Raw genomic sequence first — 17631 nt, 5'->3', positions numbered from 1 at the left:
CTCAGAGTCCTCGCGTGACCCGGCCTGCGGGTCCTTGCTCGCCCTGGAGGTCGAGCAGGTACGGGTTGGTGGCGCGCTCGCGGCCGATGGAGGTCTGCTCGCCGTGGCCGGGCAGGACGACGATGTCGTCGGCCAGCGGCAGCACCTTGTCGGTCAGGCTGCGCAGCATCGTGGCGTGGTCGCCGCCGGGCAGGTCGGTGCGGCCGATCGACCCCGCGAAGAGCAGGTCGCCGGAGAACATCACCTCCGACACCTCCTGCTCGGCGTACGGCGTGCGGAACGTCACCGAGCCCTGGGTGTGGCCGGGGGTGTGGTCGACGACGAAGCGCAGCCCGGCGAGCTCGAGCTCGGCGAGGTCGGACAGCTCGCGCACGTCGTCGGGCTCGGCCCACTCGTAGGCGCCGCCGAGCAGCATCTGGGTGGTCTCCCGGCTCATCCCGGCCATCGGGTCGGTGAGCAGGTGCCGGTCGCTGGGGTGGATCCAGGCCGTCGCGTCGTAGGTGCCGGCCACCGGGGCGACGCACCACATGTGGTCGACGTGGCCGTGCGTGACGAGCACGCTGACGGGCTTGAGGTTGTGCTCGCGCACCACCTGGTCGACACCCGATGCGGAGTCCTTGCCCGGGTCGATGACCACGCACTCGGCCCCGGGACCCGTTGCCACGACGTAGCAGTTGGTCCCCCAGGGTCCGGCGGGGAAGCCGGCGATGAACACGGGCGTCAGTCCTTGCTTGTCGTTGCGTGTCGTACGTGGTCGGGCGTTTGCTTCGGTGGGAAGCCTACCGAGGGCACTCCGCGCCATGACTACGATGGGCGACCATGAGCGCCGACAAGCAGTCCCGAGACGACTCGGCCCAGGGTGAGATGCCCTGGGGTCGGGTGGCCGAGGACGGCACCGTCTACGTCCGCACCGCCGATGGGGAGCGATCCGTCGGGTCCTACGAGGCCGGCACCCCGGCCGAGGCCCTGGAGTTCTTCACCAAGCGCTACGAGGAGCTGGAGGGCAAGGTCCACCTGCTCGAGCAGCGCGTGGCGTCTGGCCGGCTGGCACCCGAGGAGGCGACCTCCTCGACCAAGGCGTTGCGTGAGCAGGTGGTCGACGCGCACGCGGTCGGCGACCTCGTCTCCCTCGCCGGGCGCCTCGACGCCCTGGCCCCGGTGATCGCGGTCCAGCGCTCGGCCCGCAAGGAGGAGCGCGCCGCCAAGAGCGCGGAGTCCAAGGCGGAGAAGGAGAAGCTCGTCGCCGAGGCCGAGCGCCTCGCGGAGGGCACCGACTGGCGCAACGGGGCGAACCGACTGCGCGAGCTGCTCGCCACCTGGAAGGAGCTCCCCCGCCTCGACCGCGCCACCGACGACGCGCTGTGGCGGCGCTTCTCCACCGCCCGTACGACGTACACCCGGCACCGCAAGTCGCACTTCGCCGAGGAGCACGAGCGTCGCGACGGCGCCCGCGTGATCAAGGAGCGCCTCGCGACCGAGGCCGAGTCGCTGTCCACCTCCACCGAGTGGGGCCCGACCGCCGGTCGCTACCGCGACCTGATGCGCGAGTGGAAGGCCGCCGGCCCCGCGCCGCGCGAGGTCGACGACCAGCTGTGGCAGCGCTTCCGCGGCGCGCAGGACACCTTCTTCGGCGCTCGTGACGCCGCCAACGCCGCGCTCGACCAGGAGTTCGCGGCCAACGCCGAGGTCAAGGACCAGATCCTCGTCGAGGCCGAGGCCCTCGTCCCGCAGATCCAAGCAGGGGGGGCCGACCTCGAGGCCGCGAAGAAGGCCTTCCGCGACCTCGCCGACCGCTGGGACGCCGCCGGCAAGGTCCCCCGCGACCGGATGAAGGAGCTCGAGGGCCGGATGCGGAAGGTCGAGCAGGCCATCCGCGCCGTCGAGGACGAGCAGTGGAGCCGCAGCGACCCCGAGAAGTCGGCGCGCGCGGACGACATGATCACCAAGCTCGAGGCCGGCATCGCCGAGACCCAGGCCAAGCTCGACAAGGCCTCGTCGGCCGGCGACGCGAAGAAGGTCAAGGACCTCGAGTCCGAGCTCGCCAACAAGCAGGCCTTCCTCGACATGGCCAAGAAGGCCGCCGCCGACTTCGGCTGACCCGCCGACCGGGCACTTCGTCCGCGTCCTGATCACCGACCGGGCACTTCGTCCGCGTCCTGATCACCGACCGGGCACTTCGTCCGCGTCCTGGTCACCGACCGGGCGCTTCGTCCGCGCCCTTGTGAGCGACCGGGTGCTTCGTCCGCGACCTGAAGCGGACGAAGTGCCCGCTCACCCCGTCTGATGCGGACGAAGTGCCCGGTCGGCATTCCCGGATCGCCCCAGCCTCCCCAGCCCACGCGCTCGGCGCCCGACGTCGTCTGGACTGAGGAGCGAGCGAGCGCGACGAGCGCAGCGAGACAGCTCGGGAGCGACGAGGGAAGACGACGTCTTGCAGGGCGCCGAGCACGCGCGAGCGGAGCGAGCGCCAACTACGCCGTGACGCGGTAGGCGTCGAAGACGCCGGGGACCGCGCGGACGGCGCGGAGGACGCCGTCGAGGTGGGCGGCGTCGGCCATCTCGAAGGAGAACCGGCTCTTGGCCACGCGGTCGCGGGTCGTGGAGAGCGTCGCGCTGAGGATGTTCACGTGGGCGTCGGAGAGCGCCATGGTGATGTCGGAGAGCAGGCGGGCCCGGTCGAGGGCCTCGACCTGGATGTTGACGAGGAACGTCGACTGCGACGTGGGCGCCCACTCGACCTCGATGACGCGCTCGGGCTGGCCGAGCAGGCTGGCGGCGTTGGTGCAGTCCTTGCGGTGCACCGAGACTCCCCCGCCCTTGGTGACGAAGCCGAGGATCGGGTCGGGCGGCACCGGGGTGCAGCACTTCGCGAGCTTGACCCACAGGTCGTCGACGCCGCGCACGATGACGCCGGAGTCGGTCGGACCGCGCTTGGCCGCGCGCGAGCGGCCGGTGATGGTGACGCCCTCGGACAGGTCCTCCTGCGCACCGTCGTCCCCACCGTGGAGGTCGATGACGCGGCGTACGACGGCCTGGGCGCTGAGATTGCCCTCGCCGACGGCGGCGTAGAGCGCGGAGACGTCGGCGTGGTGGAAGTGCTCGGCCACGAGCGTGAGCACGTCGTGGGTCATCAGGCGGTTGAGGGGCAGGCCCTCCTTGCGCATGAGCTTGGCGATCTGGTCCTTGCCGTGCTCGATCGCCTCCTCGCGCCGCTCCTTGGTGAACCACTGGCGGATCTTGGAGCGGGCGCGCGGGGACTGGACGAAGTTGAGCCAGTCGCGCGAGGGCCCGGACGTCGGCGACTTGGAGGTGAAGACCTCGACCACGTCGCCGTTGTCGAGGGTGGACTCCAGCGGCACCAGCCGGCCGTTGACCCGCGAGCCGATGGTGTGGTGGCCGACCTCGGTGTGGACGGCGTACGCGAAGTCGACGGGCGTGGAGCCCATCGGCAGCGGGATCACGTCGCCGCGCGGGGTGAAGACGTAGACCTGCTGCTGGTTCATCTCGAAGCGCAGCGACTCCAGGAACTCGCCCGGGTCCTCGACCTCGCTCTGCCAGTCGAGCAGCTGCCGCAGCCAGGTCATGTCGTCCTTGTCACCGAGCTTGTCGGTGTCGACCCCGGCCTTGGAGTTCTCCTTGTACTTCCAGTGCGCGGCGACGCCGTACTCGGCGCGACGGTGCTGGGCGAAGGTGCGGATCTGCACCTCCACCGGCTTGCCCTGCGGGCCGATGACCGTCGTGTGGAGCGACTGGTACATGTTGAACTTCGGCATCGCGACGTAGTCCTTGAACCGCCCCAGGACCGGGTTCCACCGGGAGTGGATGACGCCCAGCGCGCTGTAGCAGTCGCGGTCCTCGTCGACGAGGATCCGGATGCCGACGAGGTCGTAGATGTCGGAGAAGTCGCGGCCGCCGACGATCATCTTCTGGTAGATCGAGTAGTAGTGCTTCGGTCGCCCGGTGACCTTCGCGTGGATGCGCGCGGACTTGAGGTCGGCCTCGATCTCGGCGACCACCTCGGCCAGGAACTGGTCGCGCGAGGGCGCGCGCTCGGCAACCATCCGCACGATCTCGTCGTAGATCTTCGGGTGGAGCGTCGCGAAGGCGAGGTCCTCGAGCTCCCACTTGAGGGTGTTCATGCCGAGGCGGTGGGCCAGCGGCGCGTAGATGTCGAGCGTCTCGCGCGAGGACCGCTCCTGCGACGCGGCCGGGACGTAGCGCAGGGTGCGCATGTTGTGGAGCCGGTCGGCGAGCTTGATGACCAGCACCCGGATGTCGCGCGACATCGCCACGATCATCTTGCGGATCGTCTCGGCCTGCGCCGAGTCGCCGTACTGCACCTTGTCGAGCTTGGTGACACCGTCGACGAGGACCGCGACCTCCTCGCCGAAGTCGGAGCGCAGCTCGTCGAGGGTGTACGGCGTGTCCTCGACCGTGTCGTGCAGGAGGGCCGCGACCAGCGTCGGCTCCGTCATGCCGATGTCGGCGAGGATCGTGGTGACCGCGAGCGGGTGGGTGATGTAGGGGTCGCCGCTCTTGCGCATCTGGCCGGTGTGCCACTTGTCGGCGACGGCGTAGGCGCGCTCGAGAAGGGCCAGGTCGGCCTTGGGGTGGTTGGCCCGGACGGCACGGAAGAGCGGCTCGAGGACCGGGTTCTGGGCGGGCGGCCTGGTGCCGACCCGGGCGAGGCGGGCACGCATGCCGCGCGCGGTGAGAGGCGCCTTCGCCTCCTGCGCGGGCACCTGCTCCTCAGCCATGTCGTCAGTCTAGTGAGCGGTCGGGTGGGTCAGATCGTCAGCAGCGTGCTGATCGGGAGGTCGCCGGTGATCGAGCGCGGGTCGAGGAAGCTCAGCTCCATCAGCACCGAGGCCGCCGTGGCGGTGCCGCCGCACGACTCGATGAGCTGGCGGGTCGCGTCGACGGTGCCGCCGGTGGCCAGCACGTCGTCGACCATCAGCACCCGCTCGCCCGGTGCGATGCCGTCCTGGTGCACCTCGAGGGTCGCCTCGCCGTACTCCAGGCTGTAGGAGACGGCGTGCGTGTCGCGCGGCAGCTTGCCGGCCTTGCGGACCGGCACGAAGCCGATGCCGAGGGACAGCGCGACGGGTGCGGCGAGGATGAAGCCGCGGGCCTCCATGCCGACGACCTTGTCGACCACGACGTTGCCGTGGTCGTCGCGACCGGCGGCCGCGAGGGCGGTGATGATCGCGGAGAAGGCGTGGTGGTCGGCGAGGACCGGCGTGATGTCCTTGAAGGTGACGCCCTTCTCGGGCCAGTCGGCGACGTCGACCGTGAGCCGCGTCAGCGCCTCCTGGGCCGTACGACGATCAGGCATCGCCGCGCTCCTCGCCGAGCTCGTGGCTCGGGGACTCGACCTTGGCGATGGCCGCGCGGGCGATCTCGATCTCCGTGCCCGGGGCGATCTGGAGTCGGACCTTGTCGTCGGCGATGGACATGACGGTGCCGAAGATGCCCGACGACATCATCACGCGCTGCCCGACGTCGATGCTGTTCTGGAGGGCGCTGACCTCCCGCGCCCGGCGCTGCTGGGGACGGATCACCATGAACCAGAACAGGGCCAGGATGGCCACCAGGGGCAGGAGTGCGGCGAGGTCGTTCACGGTCGGGGATCTCCTCGGATCGTGGCGGGGGTTGAGCGGGGGAGTCTACGCGGGCGCCCCGCGCCGCTCACACCTCGTCGAAGAGGGTGGAGTCGACGGTGGGCATCGGCGGCGGCGTGAGGCCGAGGTGGTGCCAGGCGGCGGGCGTGGCGACCCGACCCCGCGGGGTGCGGGCGAGCATCCCGGTGCGGACCAGGAACGGCTCGGCGACCTCCTCGACGGTCTCGCGCTCCTCCCCCACGGCGACGGCGAGCGTCGAGATGCCGACCGGTCCCCCGCCGAAGCGGCGACACAGCACGTCGAGCACGGCCCGGTCGAGCCGGTCGAGGCCCGACTCGTCGACCTCGAACAGCTCCAGCGCCGACTGCGCGACCGGCAGCGTGAGGACGCCGTCGGCGCGGACCTGGGCGTAGTCGCGGACCCTGCGCAGCAGCCGGTTGGCGATGCGGGGCGTGCCGCGCGAGCGCGACGCGATCTCGCTGGAGCCCTCGGCGGTGAGGTGCACGCCGAGCAGGCCGGCGGAGCGGTGCACGATCTGGTCGAGCTCGTCGGGCTCGTAGAACTCCAGGTGCGCGGTGAAGCCGAAGCGGTCGCGCAGCGGGCCCGGCAGCAGCCCGGCCCGGGTGGTCGCGCCGACCAGCGTGAACGGCGGGATCTCCAGCGGGATCGCGGTGGCGCCCGGGCCCTTGCCGATGACGACGTCGACCCGGAAGTCCTCCATCGCCATGTAGAGCATCTCCTCGGCCGGCCGCGACATCCGGTGGATCTCGTCGACGAAGAGGACGTCGCCCTCGTTGAGGCCCGACAGGATCGCGGCGAGGTCGCCGGCGTGCGTGATGGCCGGGCCGCTCGTGAGCCGCAGCGGCGTGCTCATCTCGGCCGCGATGATCATCGCGAGCGTGGTCTTGCCGAGCCCGGGCGGACCGGACAGCAGGACGTGGTCGGGCGCTCGGCCACGGCGGCGGGCGGCCTCGAGCACCAGCCCCAGCTGGTCGCGTACGCGGACCTGCCCCACCACCTCGTCGAGGGTCTTGGGGCGCAGCGCGGCCTCGACCGCGCGCTCGTCGCCGTCGGCCTCGGCGTCGGTCAGCCGCTGGAGGTGGACCTCCTCGGCCTCCGTCAGGTCGTCGTCGACGTCGTCCCAGTTCACCGTGACTGCCTCAGGCCTTGCTCAGCGTGCGCAGCGCCGCGCGCAGCAGCGCGCCGACGTCGGGTGAGTCGCCGGCCTCCGGGGCCACCGCCTCGACTGCCTTCTCGGACTCCTTGGCCGACCAGCCCAGGCCGACCAGGCCCTGCTGCACCTGGTCGCGCCACGGCGCGCTCGCGGCCGGGGTCGCGGCCGGGTGGTGCGCACCGACGGGCGGGCCGATGCGGTCCTTGAGCTCGAGGATGATGCGCTGGGCGCCCTTCTGGCCGATGCCCGGGACCCGGGTGAGCGCCTTGACGTCCTCGGTCGTGATCGCGCGTCGTACGTCGTCCGGGCTCATCACCGCGACGATCGCCTGGGCGACCTTGGGGCCGACGCCCGACGCGGTCTGGGCGATCTCGAAGATCGACTTCTCGTCCTCGTCGAGGAAGCCGAAGATGGTCAGGCTGTCCTCCCGCACCACCATGCTGGTGGGCAGCGTGGCGGGACGCCCGACGCGGAGCGTGGCGAGGGTGCCCGGGGTGCACATCAGCTCGAGGCCGACCCCGCCGACCTCGAGGACGGCGCTGGAGAGGGTGACGGCGGCGACCTCGCCGCGGACGAAGGCGATCATCGGGTCCTCATCTTCTGCTTGTGCTGGGCCACCGCGGCCTCGATCCGGTTGCTCGCCGACCCGCGCCAGACGTGGGTGATGGCCAGGGCGAGGGCGTCGGCGGCGTCGGCGGGCTTGGGCAGCTCGCTCAGCCGCAGGATCCGGACGACCATCGCGCCCACCTGCGCCTTGTCGGCACGGCCGTTGCCGGACACGGCGGCCTTGACCTCGCTCGGGGTGTGCATCGCGATCGGCAGGCCCCGCCGGGCGGCCACCACGAGGGCGATGCCGCTGGCCTGCGCGGTGCCCATGATGGTGCTGGAGTCGGAGCGGGCGAAGACCCGCTCGACCGCCACCGCGTCGGGCCGGTGCTCCTCGATCCAGGCGTCGAGGCCCTTCTCGATGGTGACCAGCCGCTCGGCGATGGGCAGCGTGGAGCTTGTGCGGATCACGCCGACGTCGACCATGGACAGGGGCCGGCCGACGCTGCCGTCGACCACGCCCACGCCGCAGCGGGTCAGGCCGGGGTCGATGCCGAGCACGCGCACTGCTCCACCCCTCTCCCGGTCGGCTCGTCCGAACACATGTTCGTTCGCGCCACGCTAACCCGGGTCGGGTGCGGGACGTCGGACGACACGCGGCGGGCGCTGTGTGGTGTGGTCACCCTCCCCCATCGACCGGCCCCGCTGTAACGCCGGGTTAGCGCTTGTAGGCACCCCCTCCGGAGATGGGTAGAACAGGCACCAACCCGGCGTTACAGCGCGAGCGGCCCGGAGCGACCCCATCAGATGCGCCAGAATCATGCACAGGTGCACCGATGGGTGAGTTCTCCACAGCTGCCGAGGAGGATGCCGGCACGTGGCCGGCGCTGCCGGTCATCGTCGTCCGATGTACCTGCCCGCCTTCGCCCTCATGCACCGTCAGCATGGCCTCATCAGCCACCGGCAGCTGGCTGCCCTCGGACTCGTGCGCGGCGAGATCGAGCGGCTGGTCCGCTCGGGACGACTGGTCCGGGTCCGACGCGGTGTGTACGCGGACGGCGAGGCGTGGGAGGCGGCCGAGCCCTACCGTGCACGCCCGCTGCTGCGCGTGCGGGCGGCGGCGATCAGCCTGCGGGCGCCGTCGTACGTCTTCAGCCACGACTCCTCGAGCATCGCGCTGGGGATGGGCGCCCCGTCTCCGACGACGGCACTGGTCCACATCTCGCGCCACAAGGTGCACGGCGACGCCGAGCGCGCGGGGATCAAGCACCACCGGGCACCCTTCCGGGAGCAGGACGCGAGCGATGTCGAGGGTCTGCGCATGCTCGGGCCCGCTCGCACAGCGCTGGACATGGCTCGTGAGCACGGACGCGCCCCCGGACTGGCTGCCTGCGACGCCGCCCTGCGGGGTGGGGTGACCCGCGAGCAGATGACGAGGGTGCTGGACGAGATGTCGTGCTGGCCGGGCTCCACGATCATGCGGTGGTGCATCGAGCACGCCGACCCCGGCGCCGAGAGCTACCTGGAGTCTCAAGGCCGCGAGCTCGTGCTCGAGCTCGGCATCGGCCGGCCTCGCACCCAGCTCGGGCTCGGCGACGGCCGGCGCGAGGTGTGGATCGACTTCCACGTGGGGCGACAGATGTTCGAGGTGGACGGGCTCGGAAAGTACCCCGACGATCCCGTGCAGGCTCGAGCCGCGCTTCGCCGGGAGAAGGATCGCCAGGACTTCATCAGCGGCTTCAAGGTGGGCGTCGCCAGGATCACGGCGTACGACTGTGGTCCGGGCCGAGCAGCAGCGCTGGCCCGACTCCGGCGCGAGCACGACGAGACCTGTCGCCTGTTCGGCACGGCGATCGACGACCTCGCCCCGTTCATCCTCGCGCCCGAGCGCCGACGCCTGGCCTGACGCCGTACGCCGGTGTGGGCTGCCCTGCTCCGGGCGCAGCGCGAGCGCTGTAACGCCGGGTTGGCGCTTGTAGGCACCCCCTCCGGAGATGGGTAGTACAAGCACCAACCCGGCGTTACAAGCGGGCGGGCGACCAGCGGGTCAGGCGTCGGCGGCCTCGAGCTCGGCCATCACGTCGGCGGGGATGTCGACGTTGGTGAAGACGTCCTGCACGTCGTCGAGGTCCTCGAGGGCGTCGACGAGGCGCATCACCTTGCCGGCGCCGTCGGCGTCGACGGGGATCTCCATGCTGGCGATCCACTCCACGTCGGCGGAGTCGTAGTCGATGCCGGCGTCCTGGAGCGCGGTGCGCACGTCGACGACGTCGGTCGCCTCGCTCTGGACCTGGAAGGCGTCGTCGAGGTCGTTGACCTCCTCGGCACCGGCGTCGAGGGTGGCCTCGAGGACGTCGTCCTCGCTCACCTCACGGGTCTCCTGCGCCTTCGGCACCACGACGATGCCCTTGCGCGTGAACAGGCGCGAGACCGAGCCGGGGTCGGCCATGGTGCCGCCGTTGCGGGTGACCGCGGTGCGGACCTCCATCGCGGCGCGGTTCTTGTTGTCGGTCAGGCACTCGACGAGGAAGGCGACGCCCTGCGGGCCGTAGACCTCGTAGGAGATGCCCTGGTAGTCGACGCCACCGGACTCGGCGCCCGAGCCGCGCTTGACCGCGGAGTCGATGTTCTTGTTGGGGACCGAGCTCTTCTTGGCCTTCTGGATGGCGTCGTAGAGGGTCGGGTTGCCGGCGGGGTCGCCACCGCCCTGCTTCGCCGCGACCTCGATGTTCTTGATCAGCTTGGCGAAGAGCTTGCCGCGCTTGGCATCGATCGCGGCCTTCTTGTGCTTGGTCGTTGCCCACTTGGAGTGGCCTGACATGAGTCCCTCTATCTATCGACGATCAGTGCGGAGCGCGGGCCGAGCGCACCAGGTCCACGAACATGCCGTGGACCCGGTCGTCGCTGCCGACCTCGGGATGGAACGAGGTCGCCATCAGGGGGCCCTGGCGCACCGCGACGATCCTACCCGCGGCCGGTCCGTCCTCGACCCGAGCCAGCACCTCGACGTCGGCCTCGACCGATTCGACCCACGGTGCGCGGATGAAGACCGCGCGCACCGGGTCGGCGAGGCCGTCGAGGTGCAGGTCCTCCTCGAAGGAGTCGACCTGGCGCCCGAAGGCGTTGCGGCGCACGGTGATGTGGAGGCCGCCGATGGTCTCCTGCCCGGCGGCGCCGTCCTCGATCCCGTCGGCCAGCATGATCATGCCCGCGCAGGTCCCGAAGGCGGGCAGCCCGCCCCGCACGGCCTCGCGCAGCGGCTCGAGCAGGTCGAAGATCCGGGCCAGCTTGACCATCGTCGTGGACTCCCCGCCCGGGATGACCAGTCCGTCGCACGCGGCGAGCTCGGCTGGTCGTCGTACGGAGATCGGGGTGGCGCCCAGCGAGCCCAGGGCTGCCAGGTGCTCGCGGACGTCGCCCTGGAGGGCGAGCACGCCGATGGTCGGATTCACGAACGCCGATCCTAGGACCGCCTCCTCGCCGTAGGGTCAGGGCCCATGAGGCTTCCCCGTCCGGCCGCGCTCGGCGCTGCCCTGCTGGCCCTGGCACTCACCGCGTCCGGGGTCTCGACCGCGGCGCCCGCGAAGCCCGGCGCGAGCCGCGCCGTCGACGGCTGGCCGGTGCGTACGCCGTCCAGCCTGGGCCTGCGCGGCAGCGTGCTGGAGGCCGGGGCGAAGGAGGCCAAGCGGCTCGACTCCACCTGCTTCGCCGTGCTGCGCAACGGCAAGCTGGCCTACGAGAAGAACTGGCGGCTCGAGCGCGACGTGCCGCGGGAGGTCTTCTCCATCACCAAGTCGATCACCAGCACGCTGGTGGGCATCGCGATCCGCGACGGCGACCTGCGCCTCGACGACCGCGTCTCGACCTACGTCCCGCAGTGGCGCGGCACGCCGTCGGAGACGGTGACGGTGCGCAACCTGCTCTCCAACGACAGCGGCCGCTTCTGGTCGATGAAGAGCGACTACGCCGACCTGCTCGCCGCGAAGAGCCGCACGATGTACGCCATCGGGCTGACCCAGCAGTACGCCCCCGGCAGCGCGTGGGCCTACAACAACGCCGCGATCCAGGTGCTCGAGCCGGTGCTGGAGAAGGCGACGGGGATGCGGGTCGCGAAGTTCGCCCGTACGCGACTCTTCAAGCCTCTCGGGATGACGCACTCCGAGCTCATCACCGACCGCTCCGACAACGCCGCGATGGTGTTCTACGGCCTGCGCACGACCTGCCTCGACCTCGCCAGGTTCGGCACGCTCTACCTCGACAGGGGCAAGGTCGACGGCACCCGCCTGCTCGACACCAGCTACGTGAAGCGGGCCGTCGGCCGGTCGTCGACGGTGCACAACGCCGCCTACGGCTACCTGTTCTGGCTCAACCGGCCGGGTCGCATCCGCGGCGCGACCGACGCCGTGGACGCCCAGGGGCAGCCGCTCAAGCCGGTCACCGGCCAGCTGGCGCCGTACGCACCGAAGAACGTGTTCGCCGCGCTGGGCTTCGGCGGGCAGGTGCTGCTCGTCGACCCGAGCACCCGGACCATGGTGATCCGGCTCGGCCTCCCCGCCCAGGCGGGCGAGGAGGCCTACGGGTTCGGCACGGCCGCGACCGTGCTCACGCGGGCGCTGAAGTAGCGCCCGCGCAGGTCACCAGCCGCGCTCGGACAGGCGGTGCGGCTGCGGGATCTCGTCTACGTTGATGCCGACCATGGCCTCGCCGAGGCCGCGGGAGACCTTGGCGACCACGTCGGGGTCGTCGAAGAAGGTGGTGGCCTTCACGATCGCCTCGGCGCGCTGGGCCGGGTTGCCGGACTTGAAGATGCCGGAGCCCACGAAGACGCCCTCGGCGCCGAGCTGCATCATCATCGCCGCGTCGGCCGGGGTGGCGATACCGCCGGCGGTGAAGAGGACGACCGGGAGCTTGCCCGCGGCCGCGACCTCCTTGACCAGCTCGTAGGGGGCCTGCAGCTCCTTGGCCGCGACGTAGAGCTCGTCCTCGGACAGGCCGTGGAGGCGGCGCAGCTCGGCGCGGATGGTGCGCATGTGGGTCACCGCGTTGGACACGTCACCGGTGCCGGCCTCGCCCTTGGAGCGGATCATCGCCGCGCCCTCGGTGATGCGGCGCAGCGCCTCGCCCAGGTTGGTCGCACCGCACACGAACGGCACGGTGAACTGCCACTTGTCGATGTGGTTGGCGTAGTCGGCCGGGGTGAGCACCTCGGACTCGTCGATGTAGTCGACACCGAGCGACTGGAGGACCTGCGCCTCGGCGAAGTGGCCGATGCGGGCCTTGGCCATCACCGGGATGGAGACGGCCTCGATGATGCCGTCGATCATGTCGGGGTCGCTCATCCGGGACACGCCGCCCTGGGCGCGGATGTCGGCCGGGACGCGCTCGAGCGCCATCACGGCGACGGCGCCGGCGTCCTCGGCGATCTTCGCCTGCTCGGCGGTGACGACGTCCATGATGACGCCGCCCTTGAGCATCTCGGCCATGCCGCGCTTGACGCGGCTGGTGCCGTGCTCGATGGGGGTCTCGGAAGACGTCTGGGGAGACGTCTGGGGGGTCTGCTCAGCCATGCCTCGATCGTAGTGCGGCCTCATCCCAAAGGATGCATCGGTGCCGCCCGATGGTCAGGCGCTGGAGGCGGCGCGGGCGAGCGCCTGGCGGCGTACGACCCAGATGCGCTGCGCGACCGTCACCGTGGCGGCGATGGCGAGCGCCCACAGCGCGACCTCGAGCAGGATCCACAGGTCGAGGACGTCGGCGAAGAAGGCCGGCACGAGCATGCCGACGAGGCGGTCGGGGCGCTCGGCGATGCCGACCTTGGCGTCGTAGCCGAGGTGGTCGGCCTTCGCCCGGGCGTACGACGTCACGGCCCCCATGACGAGGACGACGAGGCACAGCACGAGGTAGAGGTGGCTCTCGCGGTGCCAGGCGAAGAAGAGCGCGAGCCCGCCGAACAGGGCGCCGTCGGCGATCCGGTCGAGCGTCGAGTCGAGGAACGCGCCGAAGTCGTCCTTGCGACCGACCTTGCGTGCCATCGCGCCGTCGATCAGGTCGCTGAAGACGAACGCGGTGATGAACAGGACGCCCTGCCACACCCAGCCCTGCGCGAAGAAGAACAGCGCGCCGAAGCTCACCCCCAGGGTGCCGACCAGCGTCACCACGTCTGGGCTGATGCCGAGGCGGACGAAGAGGTTGACGAAGGGCGCGAGCATGACGCCCTGCCAGAACTGCTTGAACCGATCGAGCACGGGCGCAGGCTACCCGTCGAGAAGCGCGGCCCGGACGTCCGCCACCGCGGCGGGCGAGCCGGTGATCGTCCACTCCACCCCCGCAGCCCGTACGACGACCGACTCGCCGCCCGCACCGCGGAGGATCGCCGCCCCCGGGAGCCGGTCCCAGTCGGCGACCGAGTGCTGGAAGAGCACGTCCCACTGGCCGACCGCGATGGCCATGCAGTCCATCGTGCCGGAGCCGAGCATCCGCAGCGTGCCGACCTGGCCGAGGGCGCGGGCGAAGGCCTCCCCCACCTCGCTGCCGTAGAACGGCGGGTGGAGGTAGGTCGTTGCGCACCGGGCCTCGCGGGGCGTGTCGGGCAGCGGCTCCAGGGGCGCGCCGTCGCAGGTGCTGGGCAGGTCGGGACCGCCGACCCAGGTACGCAGCGAGGCGGCGTGGTGGACCGCGCCCAGCAGCACGTCGTCCTCGTCGTGGAGCGCGATCGCGCTGCACCACCAGTCGCTGCCGCGGGAGAAGTTGAAGGTGCCGTCGACCGGGTCGATGACCCACGTGCGGCCCGAGGTGCCGGGCCGTGAGGTGCCCTCCTCCCCCACGATCGCGTCGTCCGGGCGCTCGGCGGTGAGCTGCTGGACGATCAGCCGCTCGGCCGCGGTGTCGGCCTGGGTGACGATGTCGGAGCCGCTGGTCTTGCGCTCGATGTCGAGGCCCTCCGCGCGGATCCGGGCGGCGAGCAGCGCGGCCTCGCGGACCAGGTCGGCGGCCAGGGCGGCGTCGGCGTGGAGGTCAGGCATCGGCCCACGCCCCTGCGATCAGGGTGCGGGTGTCCTCGAGCAGCTGCGGCAGCATCTTCGTGCCGCCGATGACGGTGATGAAGTTCGCGTCACCGGTCCAGCGCGGCACCACGTGCTGGTGCAGGTGCTCCGAGAGCGAGCCGCCGGCCGACCGGCCGAGGTTGAGCCCGATGTTGAAGGAGTGCGGGCTGCTGACCGCCCGGATCGCGCGGAGCGCCTGCTGCGTCATCGCCATCAGCTCGACCGACTCTGCCTCGTCGAGGTCGGCCAGGTCGGCGACGTGGCGGTAGGGCAGCACCATCAGGTGGCCCGGGTTGTAGGGGTGCAGGTTGAGCACGGCGTAGGTCGACTCGCCCCGCGCCACGACGAGCGACTCCTCGTCGGGGTGGTGCGGGATCGCGCAGAACGGGCAGCCCTCGTCGTCGACGGCCGTGCGGACGTAGGCCATCCGGTGGGGCGTCCAGATCCGCTCGAGCGCGTCGTCACTCATGCCAGCGATCCTAGGGTGGGTGCATGACGTCGATCCGACCGGCCGGTGACGCCGACATGGCTGCCGTGGCCGACCTGTGGCACGAGGGCTGGCACGACGCCCACGCGGGCCACGTGCCCGACGGCCTCACCGCCGCGCGGACCCTGGCGGCCTTCCACGAGCGAACGCCACGTCGCGTGGCCGACACGGCCGTCGCGGTGGCCGAGGACGGCGAGCTGCTGGGCTTCGTCATGGTCGTCGGAGACGAGGTCGAGCAGGTCTTCGTCGGCCGCGCGGCCCGTGGCACCGGACTCGCGCCCCTCCTGCTCGCGGAGGCGGAGCGCCGGGTCGCCGCCGGCGGCCACGTCTCGGCCTGGCTCGCCGTCGTCACGGGCAACGCCCGGGCCCGCGCGTTCTACGAGAAGCAGGGCTGGACCGACTCCGGCGACCTGCCCTACGAGGTCACCGCGGCGGGTCAGAAATGGACATCGCCGTGCCGGAGGTACGTCAAGAGCGTCTGACCGCGCTCGGCGTGAGACCGGTCACGCCCGCTCGCTCACGCCGCCCTCCCGATTCGACATCGCTCCCCGTGCGTGTTGTCGTGGTGGGGCCGCTGGCAGTGGCCCCGTCGTGGACGGGGCGCCTCCCGTCGCGAGGTTGATCGCAGCCGCGGCCTCGACGCCCGTACCTGCGGTGTCGCGTCCGAGCGCCCCGGAGGCGCACAACACCCCCGTGAGGTCAGAAGCACGTGCGTGCCACCACCACACCCGCCCAGTCCGCCCGTCGCCGCATCGGCGCCAGCACCGCCGTCGCCGCTCTCGCGATCGGCCTGGTGCCCGGCAGCGCCGTCGCCCAGCCGACCTCCGAGCGCGTCGACGTACGCCTCAAGGTGGCCGACCAGCCGCCCGTCGCGGTCGCTGCCGTGCCGCACGCGTGGCCCGGCGAGCTGCTCGAGAGCCACGGGGTCGCCGTCGACGGCAACGACCTGGTCGCCGTCGTCCGCGACGGTCGTCATGTCTCGGGCGCCAAGAAGCGCGTCCGCGAGGGCGACGTCGTCAAGCTGACCGAGGTCGAGAAGGTGCGCAAGACCAAGCGCGAGCGCGTCCGGCGCGGCACGGTCGAGGTCGCGACCACGAAGCTGAAGCCCGGCAAGCGCAAGGTCGTCCGCGAGGGACGGCCGGGCGTGCGCAAGGTCGTCAAGCTGAAGACGCTGCACAACGGCGAGCAGGTGCGCTCGCGCGTCGTGAAGCGGACGCTCGTCCGCGAGCCCCGCCCCCGTCGGGTGCTCGTCGGCCGCAAGCCCTACTCCGTGCCCGGCGCCGACGGCCTCAACTGGGGCGCGCTCGCCAACTGCGAGTCCGGCGGCAACCCGAACGCCGTGAACCCCGCCGGCTACTACGGGCTCTACCAGTTCGACACCGGCACCTGGCACAGCGTCGGCGGCTCCGGCCTGCCCACCTCCGCCTCGGCCGCGGAGCAGACCTACCGCGCCAAGCTGCTCTACCAGCAGCGCGGCCGCTCCCCCTGGCCGAACTGCGGTCGCCTGCTCTGAGGGCGTGACCCTCAGCGCCAGGCCTTGGCCAGCCGCTCGACGATCTCGGTGAGCCGGTCGGGCGAGGTGGCGATGTTGAGGCGGACCTGGCCCGTGGTCCCCGGCGCGTATGAGGCGCCGGGGCTCACCCTCACCCGGCCGCGCTCGAGGGCGACCGCGGCCGCGTCGTCGTGGCCGTAGGCGGAGGCGTCGAGCCAGGCGAGGTAGGTCGCCTCGAGCGGGCGCATCCGCACCTCCGGCAGGTGCTCGGCCAGCAGCTCGCCGAGGAGGGTGCGCTGCTGGTCGAGGCGCTCGACGAGCGAGGCCAGCCACGGGTCGCCGTGGTCGTACGCCGCGCGTGCCGCGACCGCCCCGAGCGGGGACCAGGAGTCGTTGCGCGACATGGGCTGCGCGGCCAGGAGCTCGCGGTCGGCGGCCGACGGCACGACCAGCTGCGCGCAGCGCAGCCCAGCCGTGTTGAACGCCTTCGACGCGGCCACCACCGCGACCGCGTGGTCGTGGGTGCCCTCGATCGAGAGGTACGACACGTGCTCGGCGCCGGGCAGCACCAGCGGCGCATGGATCTCGTCGCTCACCACGCGGGCGCCGTGCCGGACCACGACGTCGCGGACGCCCTCCAGCTCGGCACGGGTGAAGACCCGACCCCAGGGGTTGTGCGGCTGGGTGAGCAGGAGCGTCTGTGCGCCGTCCCCGAGTAACCGGTCGAGCGCGTCGAGGTCGATCTCGCAGCGGTCGGCCGAGGTCGGCACCTCGAGCAGGTGCTCGGCGCGGCCGGTGACGTGGGCCAGCCCGTGCTGGGCGTTGTAGCCCGGCGTCGGGAACACCACCCCGCCCGGACCGCTCAGCACGTCGATCGCGAGCCGCACACCGGCCGTCACGTCGACGACGGGATGCACGGCCTCCGGGTCGGGCGCCCAGCCGAAGTGTCGCCCGGCCCAGGCGGCGTACGACGTAGCGAGGGCCACGTCCGGGACGACCGGGTAGCCGGTGATGCCGTCGGCCAGCGCCTGCTGCACGGCACCGAGCACGACCGGGTCGACGGCGTAGTCCATCTCCGCGACCCACGCCGGGATCACGTCCTCGGGCACGCCCCACTTCAGCGGGACGGCGCGGCGCGCCTCCGCGTCGGTGAGGTCCACGATCGGGCGGCGGTCGGACGTCTCCATCAGTGCCAGTTCAGCTCCTCGATCAGCCGCACCACGAGGACGCGGCGGTCGGACATGGTCCGCGCCTCGGCGAGCGCCGCG

At 71.7% G+C, this 17631-nt stretch carries 19 protein-coding genes; 5 read left to right on the top strand and 14 right to left on the bottom strand.

Features of this window, described 5'->3' with window-relative positions; translation table 11 throughout:
- Position 1: 1 nt before the first annotated feature.
- On the bottom strand, positions 2 to 715 hold the full coding sequence (locus tag J2X46_RS14555; protein WP_310251720.1) for an MBL fold metallo-hydrolase: 714 nt from the start codon (positions 713 to 715) through the stop codon (positions 2 to 4).
- A 104-nt stretch (positions 716 to 819) separates the two neighbouring features.
- Between J2X46_RS14555 and J2X46_RS14550 the strand changes: the two genes are divergently transcribed.
- Positions 820 to 2097, top strand: coding sequence for a DUF349 domain-containing protein (locus J2X46_RS14550; protein ID WP_310251718.1), 1278 nt, complete (start codon positions 820 to 822; stop codon positions 2095 to 2097).
- A 374-nt stretch (positions 2098 to 2471) separates the two neighbouring features.
- On the opposite strand, the gene J2X46_RS14545 is transcribed toward J2X46_RS14550, so the two are convergent.
- The 6 genes from J2X46_RS14545 to ruvC all read right to left on the bottom strand — a co-directional run bounded on the left by J2X46_RS14545 (position 2472) and on the right by ruvC (position 7908).
- Complete coding sequence (locus J2X46_RS14545) at positions 2472 to 4757, bottom strand: bifunctional (p)ppGpp synthetase/guanosine-3',5'-bis(diphosphate) 3'-pyrophosphohydrolase (RefSeq protein ID WP_310251716.1); 2286 nt, start codon at positions 4755 to 4757, stop codon at positions 2472 to 2474.
- A 29-nt stretch (positions 4758 to 4786) separates the two neighbouring features.
- Positions 4787 to 5335 (bottom strand): adenine phosphoribosyltransferase, encoded by a 549-nt coding sequence (locus tag J2X46_RS14540; protein ID WP_310251714.1) that lies wholly within the window; start codon positions 5333 to 5335, stop codon positions 4787 to 4789.
- The gene (gene yajC, locus J2X46_RS14535; RefSeq protein WP_310251712.1) at positions 5328 to 5621 is read right to left on the bottom strand and encodes a preprotein translocase subunit YajC; all 294 of its coding nucleotides are present in this window, start codon (positions 5619 to 5621) and stop codon (positions 5328 to 5330) included. The genes J2X46_RS14540 and yajC overlap by 8 nt, the downstream gene beginning before the upstream one ends.
- A gap of 67 nt (positions 5622 to 5688) precedes the next feature.
- Positions 5689 to 6711: a Holliday junction branch migration DNA helicase RuvB gene (ruvB, locus tag J2X46_RS14530; protein WP_310252080.1), complete on the bottom strand. Its 1023-nt coding sequence runs from the start codon at positions 6709 to 6711 to the stop codon at positions 5689 to 5691.
- Positions 6712 to 6781: 70 nt separating this feature from the next.
- The gene (gene ruvA / locus J2X46_RS14525; RefSeq protein WP_310251711.1) at positions 6782 to 7381 is read right to left on the bottom strand and encodes a Holliday junction branch migration protein RuvA; all 600 of its coding nucleotides are present in this window, start codon (positions 7379 to 7381) and stop codon (positions 6782 to 6784) included.
- Entirely contained in the window at positions 7378 to 7908 is a 531-nt protein-coding gene (gene ruvC / locus J2X46_RS14520; RefSeq protein WP_310251709.1) for a crossover junction endodeoxyribonuclease RuvC, read from the bottom strand. Before ruvC ends, ruvA begins: the two co-directional genes overlap by 4 nt.
- A 340-nt stretch (positions 7909 to 8248) precedes the next feature.
- On the opposite strand from ruvC, the gene J2X46_RS14515 reads away from it, so the two are divergent.
- Positions 8249 to 9247: a type IV toxin-antitoxin system AbiEi family antitoxin domain-containing protein gene (locus tag J2X46_RS14515; protein ID WP_310251707.1), complete on the top strand. Its 999-nt coding sequence runs from the start codon at positions 8249 to 8251 to the stop codon at positions 9245 to 9247.
- 141 nt (positions 9248 to 9388) lie between these two features.
- Here the strand turns inward: J2X46_RS14515 and J2X46_RS14510 are convergent, their stop codons facing one another.
- Together J2X46_RS14510 and pdxT are read right to left on the bottom strand one after the other, a co-directional pair.
- On the bottom strand, positions 9389 to 10162 hold the full coding sequence (locus J2X46_RS14510) for a YebC/PmpR family DNA-binding transcriptional regulator (protein ID WP_310251705.1): 774 nt from the start codon (positions 10160 to 10162) through the stop codon (positions 9389 to 9391).
- A gap of 22 nt (positions 10163 to 10184) precedes the next feature.
- Positions 10185 to 10793, bottom strand: coding sequence for a pyridoxal 5'-phosphate synthase glutaminase subunit PdxT (gene pdxT / locus J2X46_RS14505; protein WP_310251703.1), 609 nt, complete (start codon positions 10791 to 10793; stop codon positions 10185 to 10187).
- A gap of 45 nt (positions 10794 to 10838) precedes the next feature.
- Here pdxT and J2X46_RS14500 point away from each other — a divergent pair, with 45 nt between their 5' ends.
- A complete protein-coding gene (locus J2X46_RS14500; RefSeq protein WP_310251701.1) occupies positions 10839 to 11963 on the top strand; it encodes a serine hydrolase domain-containing protein in 1125 nt (374 codons plus the stop codon).
- Positions 11964 to 11975: 12 nt separating this feature from the next.
- Here the strand turns inward: J2X46_RS14500 and pdxS are convergent, their stop codons facing one another.
- Genes pdxS through J2X46_RS14480 form a run of 4 tightly spaced genes read right to left on the bottom strand, consistent with a single transcriptional unit; the run spans position 11976 to position 14853 of the window.
- A complete protein-coding gene (pdxS, locus tag J2X46_RS14495) occupies positions 11976 to 12908 on the bottom strand; it encodes a pyridoxal 5'-phosphate synthase lyase subunit PdxS (RefSeq protein ID WP_310251699.1) in 933 nt (310 codons plus the stop codon).
- 54 nt (positions 12909 to 12962) lie between these two features.
- On the bottom strand, positions 12963 to 13586 hold the full coding sequence (gene pgsA / locus J2X46_RS14490; protein ID WP_310251697.1) for a phosphatidylinositol phosphate synthase: 624 nt from the start codon (positions 13584 to 13586) through the stop codon (positions 12963 to 12965).
- Between the two features lie 9 nt (positions 13587 to 13595).
- A complete protein-coding gene (locus J2X46_RS14485; RefSeq protein ID WP_310251695.1) occupies positions 13596 to 14363 on the bottom strand; it encodes an inositol monophosphatase in 768 nt (255 codons plus the stop codon).
- Entirely contained in the window at positions 14356 to 14853 is a 498-nt protein-coding gene (locus J2X46_RS14480; RefSeq protein WP_310251693.1) for an HIT domain-containing protein, read from the bottom strand. Before J2X46_RS14480 ends, J2X46_RS14485 begins: the two co-directional genes overlap by 8 nt.
- A gap of 23 nt (positions 14854 to 14876) precedes the next feature.
- On the opposite strand from J2X46_RS14480, the gene J2X46_RS14475 reads away from it, so the two are divergent.
- Entirely contained in the window at positions 14877 to 15353 is a 477-nt protein-coding gene (locus tag J2X46_RS14475; RefSeq protein WP_310251691.1) for a GNAT family N-acetyltransferase, read from the top strand.
- A gap of 227 nt (positions 15354 to 15580) precedes the next feature.
- Entirely contained in the window at positions 15581 to 16384 is an 804-nt protein-coding gene (locus tag J2X46_RS14470; protein WP_310251689.1) for a transglycosylase family protein, read from the top strand.
- 11 nt (positions 16385 to 16395) lie between these two features.
- Here J2X46_RS14470 and J2X46_RS14465 read toward each other — a convergent pair whose 3' ends face one another.
- Positions 16396 to 17550: an aminotransferase class I/II-fold pyridoxal phosphate-dependent enzyme gene (locus tag J2X46_RS14465; RefSeq protein WP_310251687.1), complete on the bottom strand. Its 1155-nt coding sequence runs from the start codon at positions 17548 to 17550 to the stop codon at positions 16396 to 16398.
- Positions 17551 to 17631: the final 81 nt, after the last annotated feature.

It is taken from the genome of Nocardioides sp. BE266 (assembly GCF_031457855.1).
Lineage (GTDB): Bacteria > Actinomycetota > Actinomycetes > Propionibacteriales > Nocardioidaceae > Nocardioides.
This window is presented reverse-complemented; position numbering and strand designations above follow the sequence as displayed.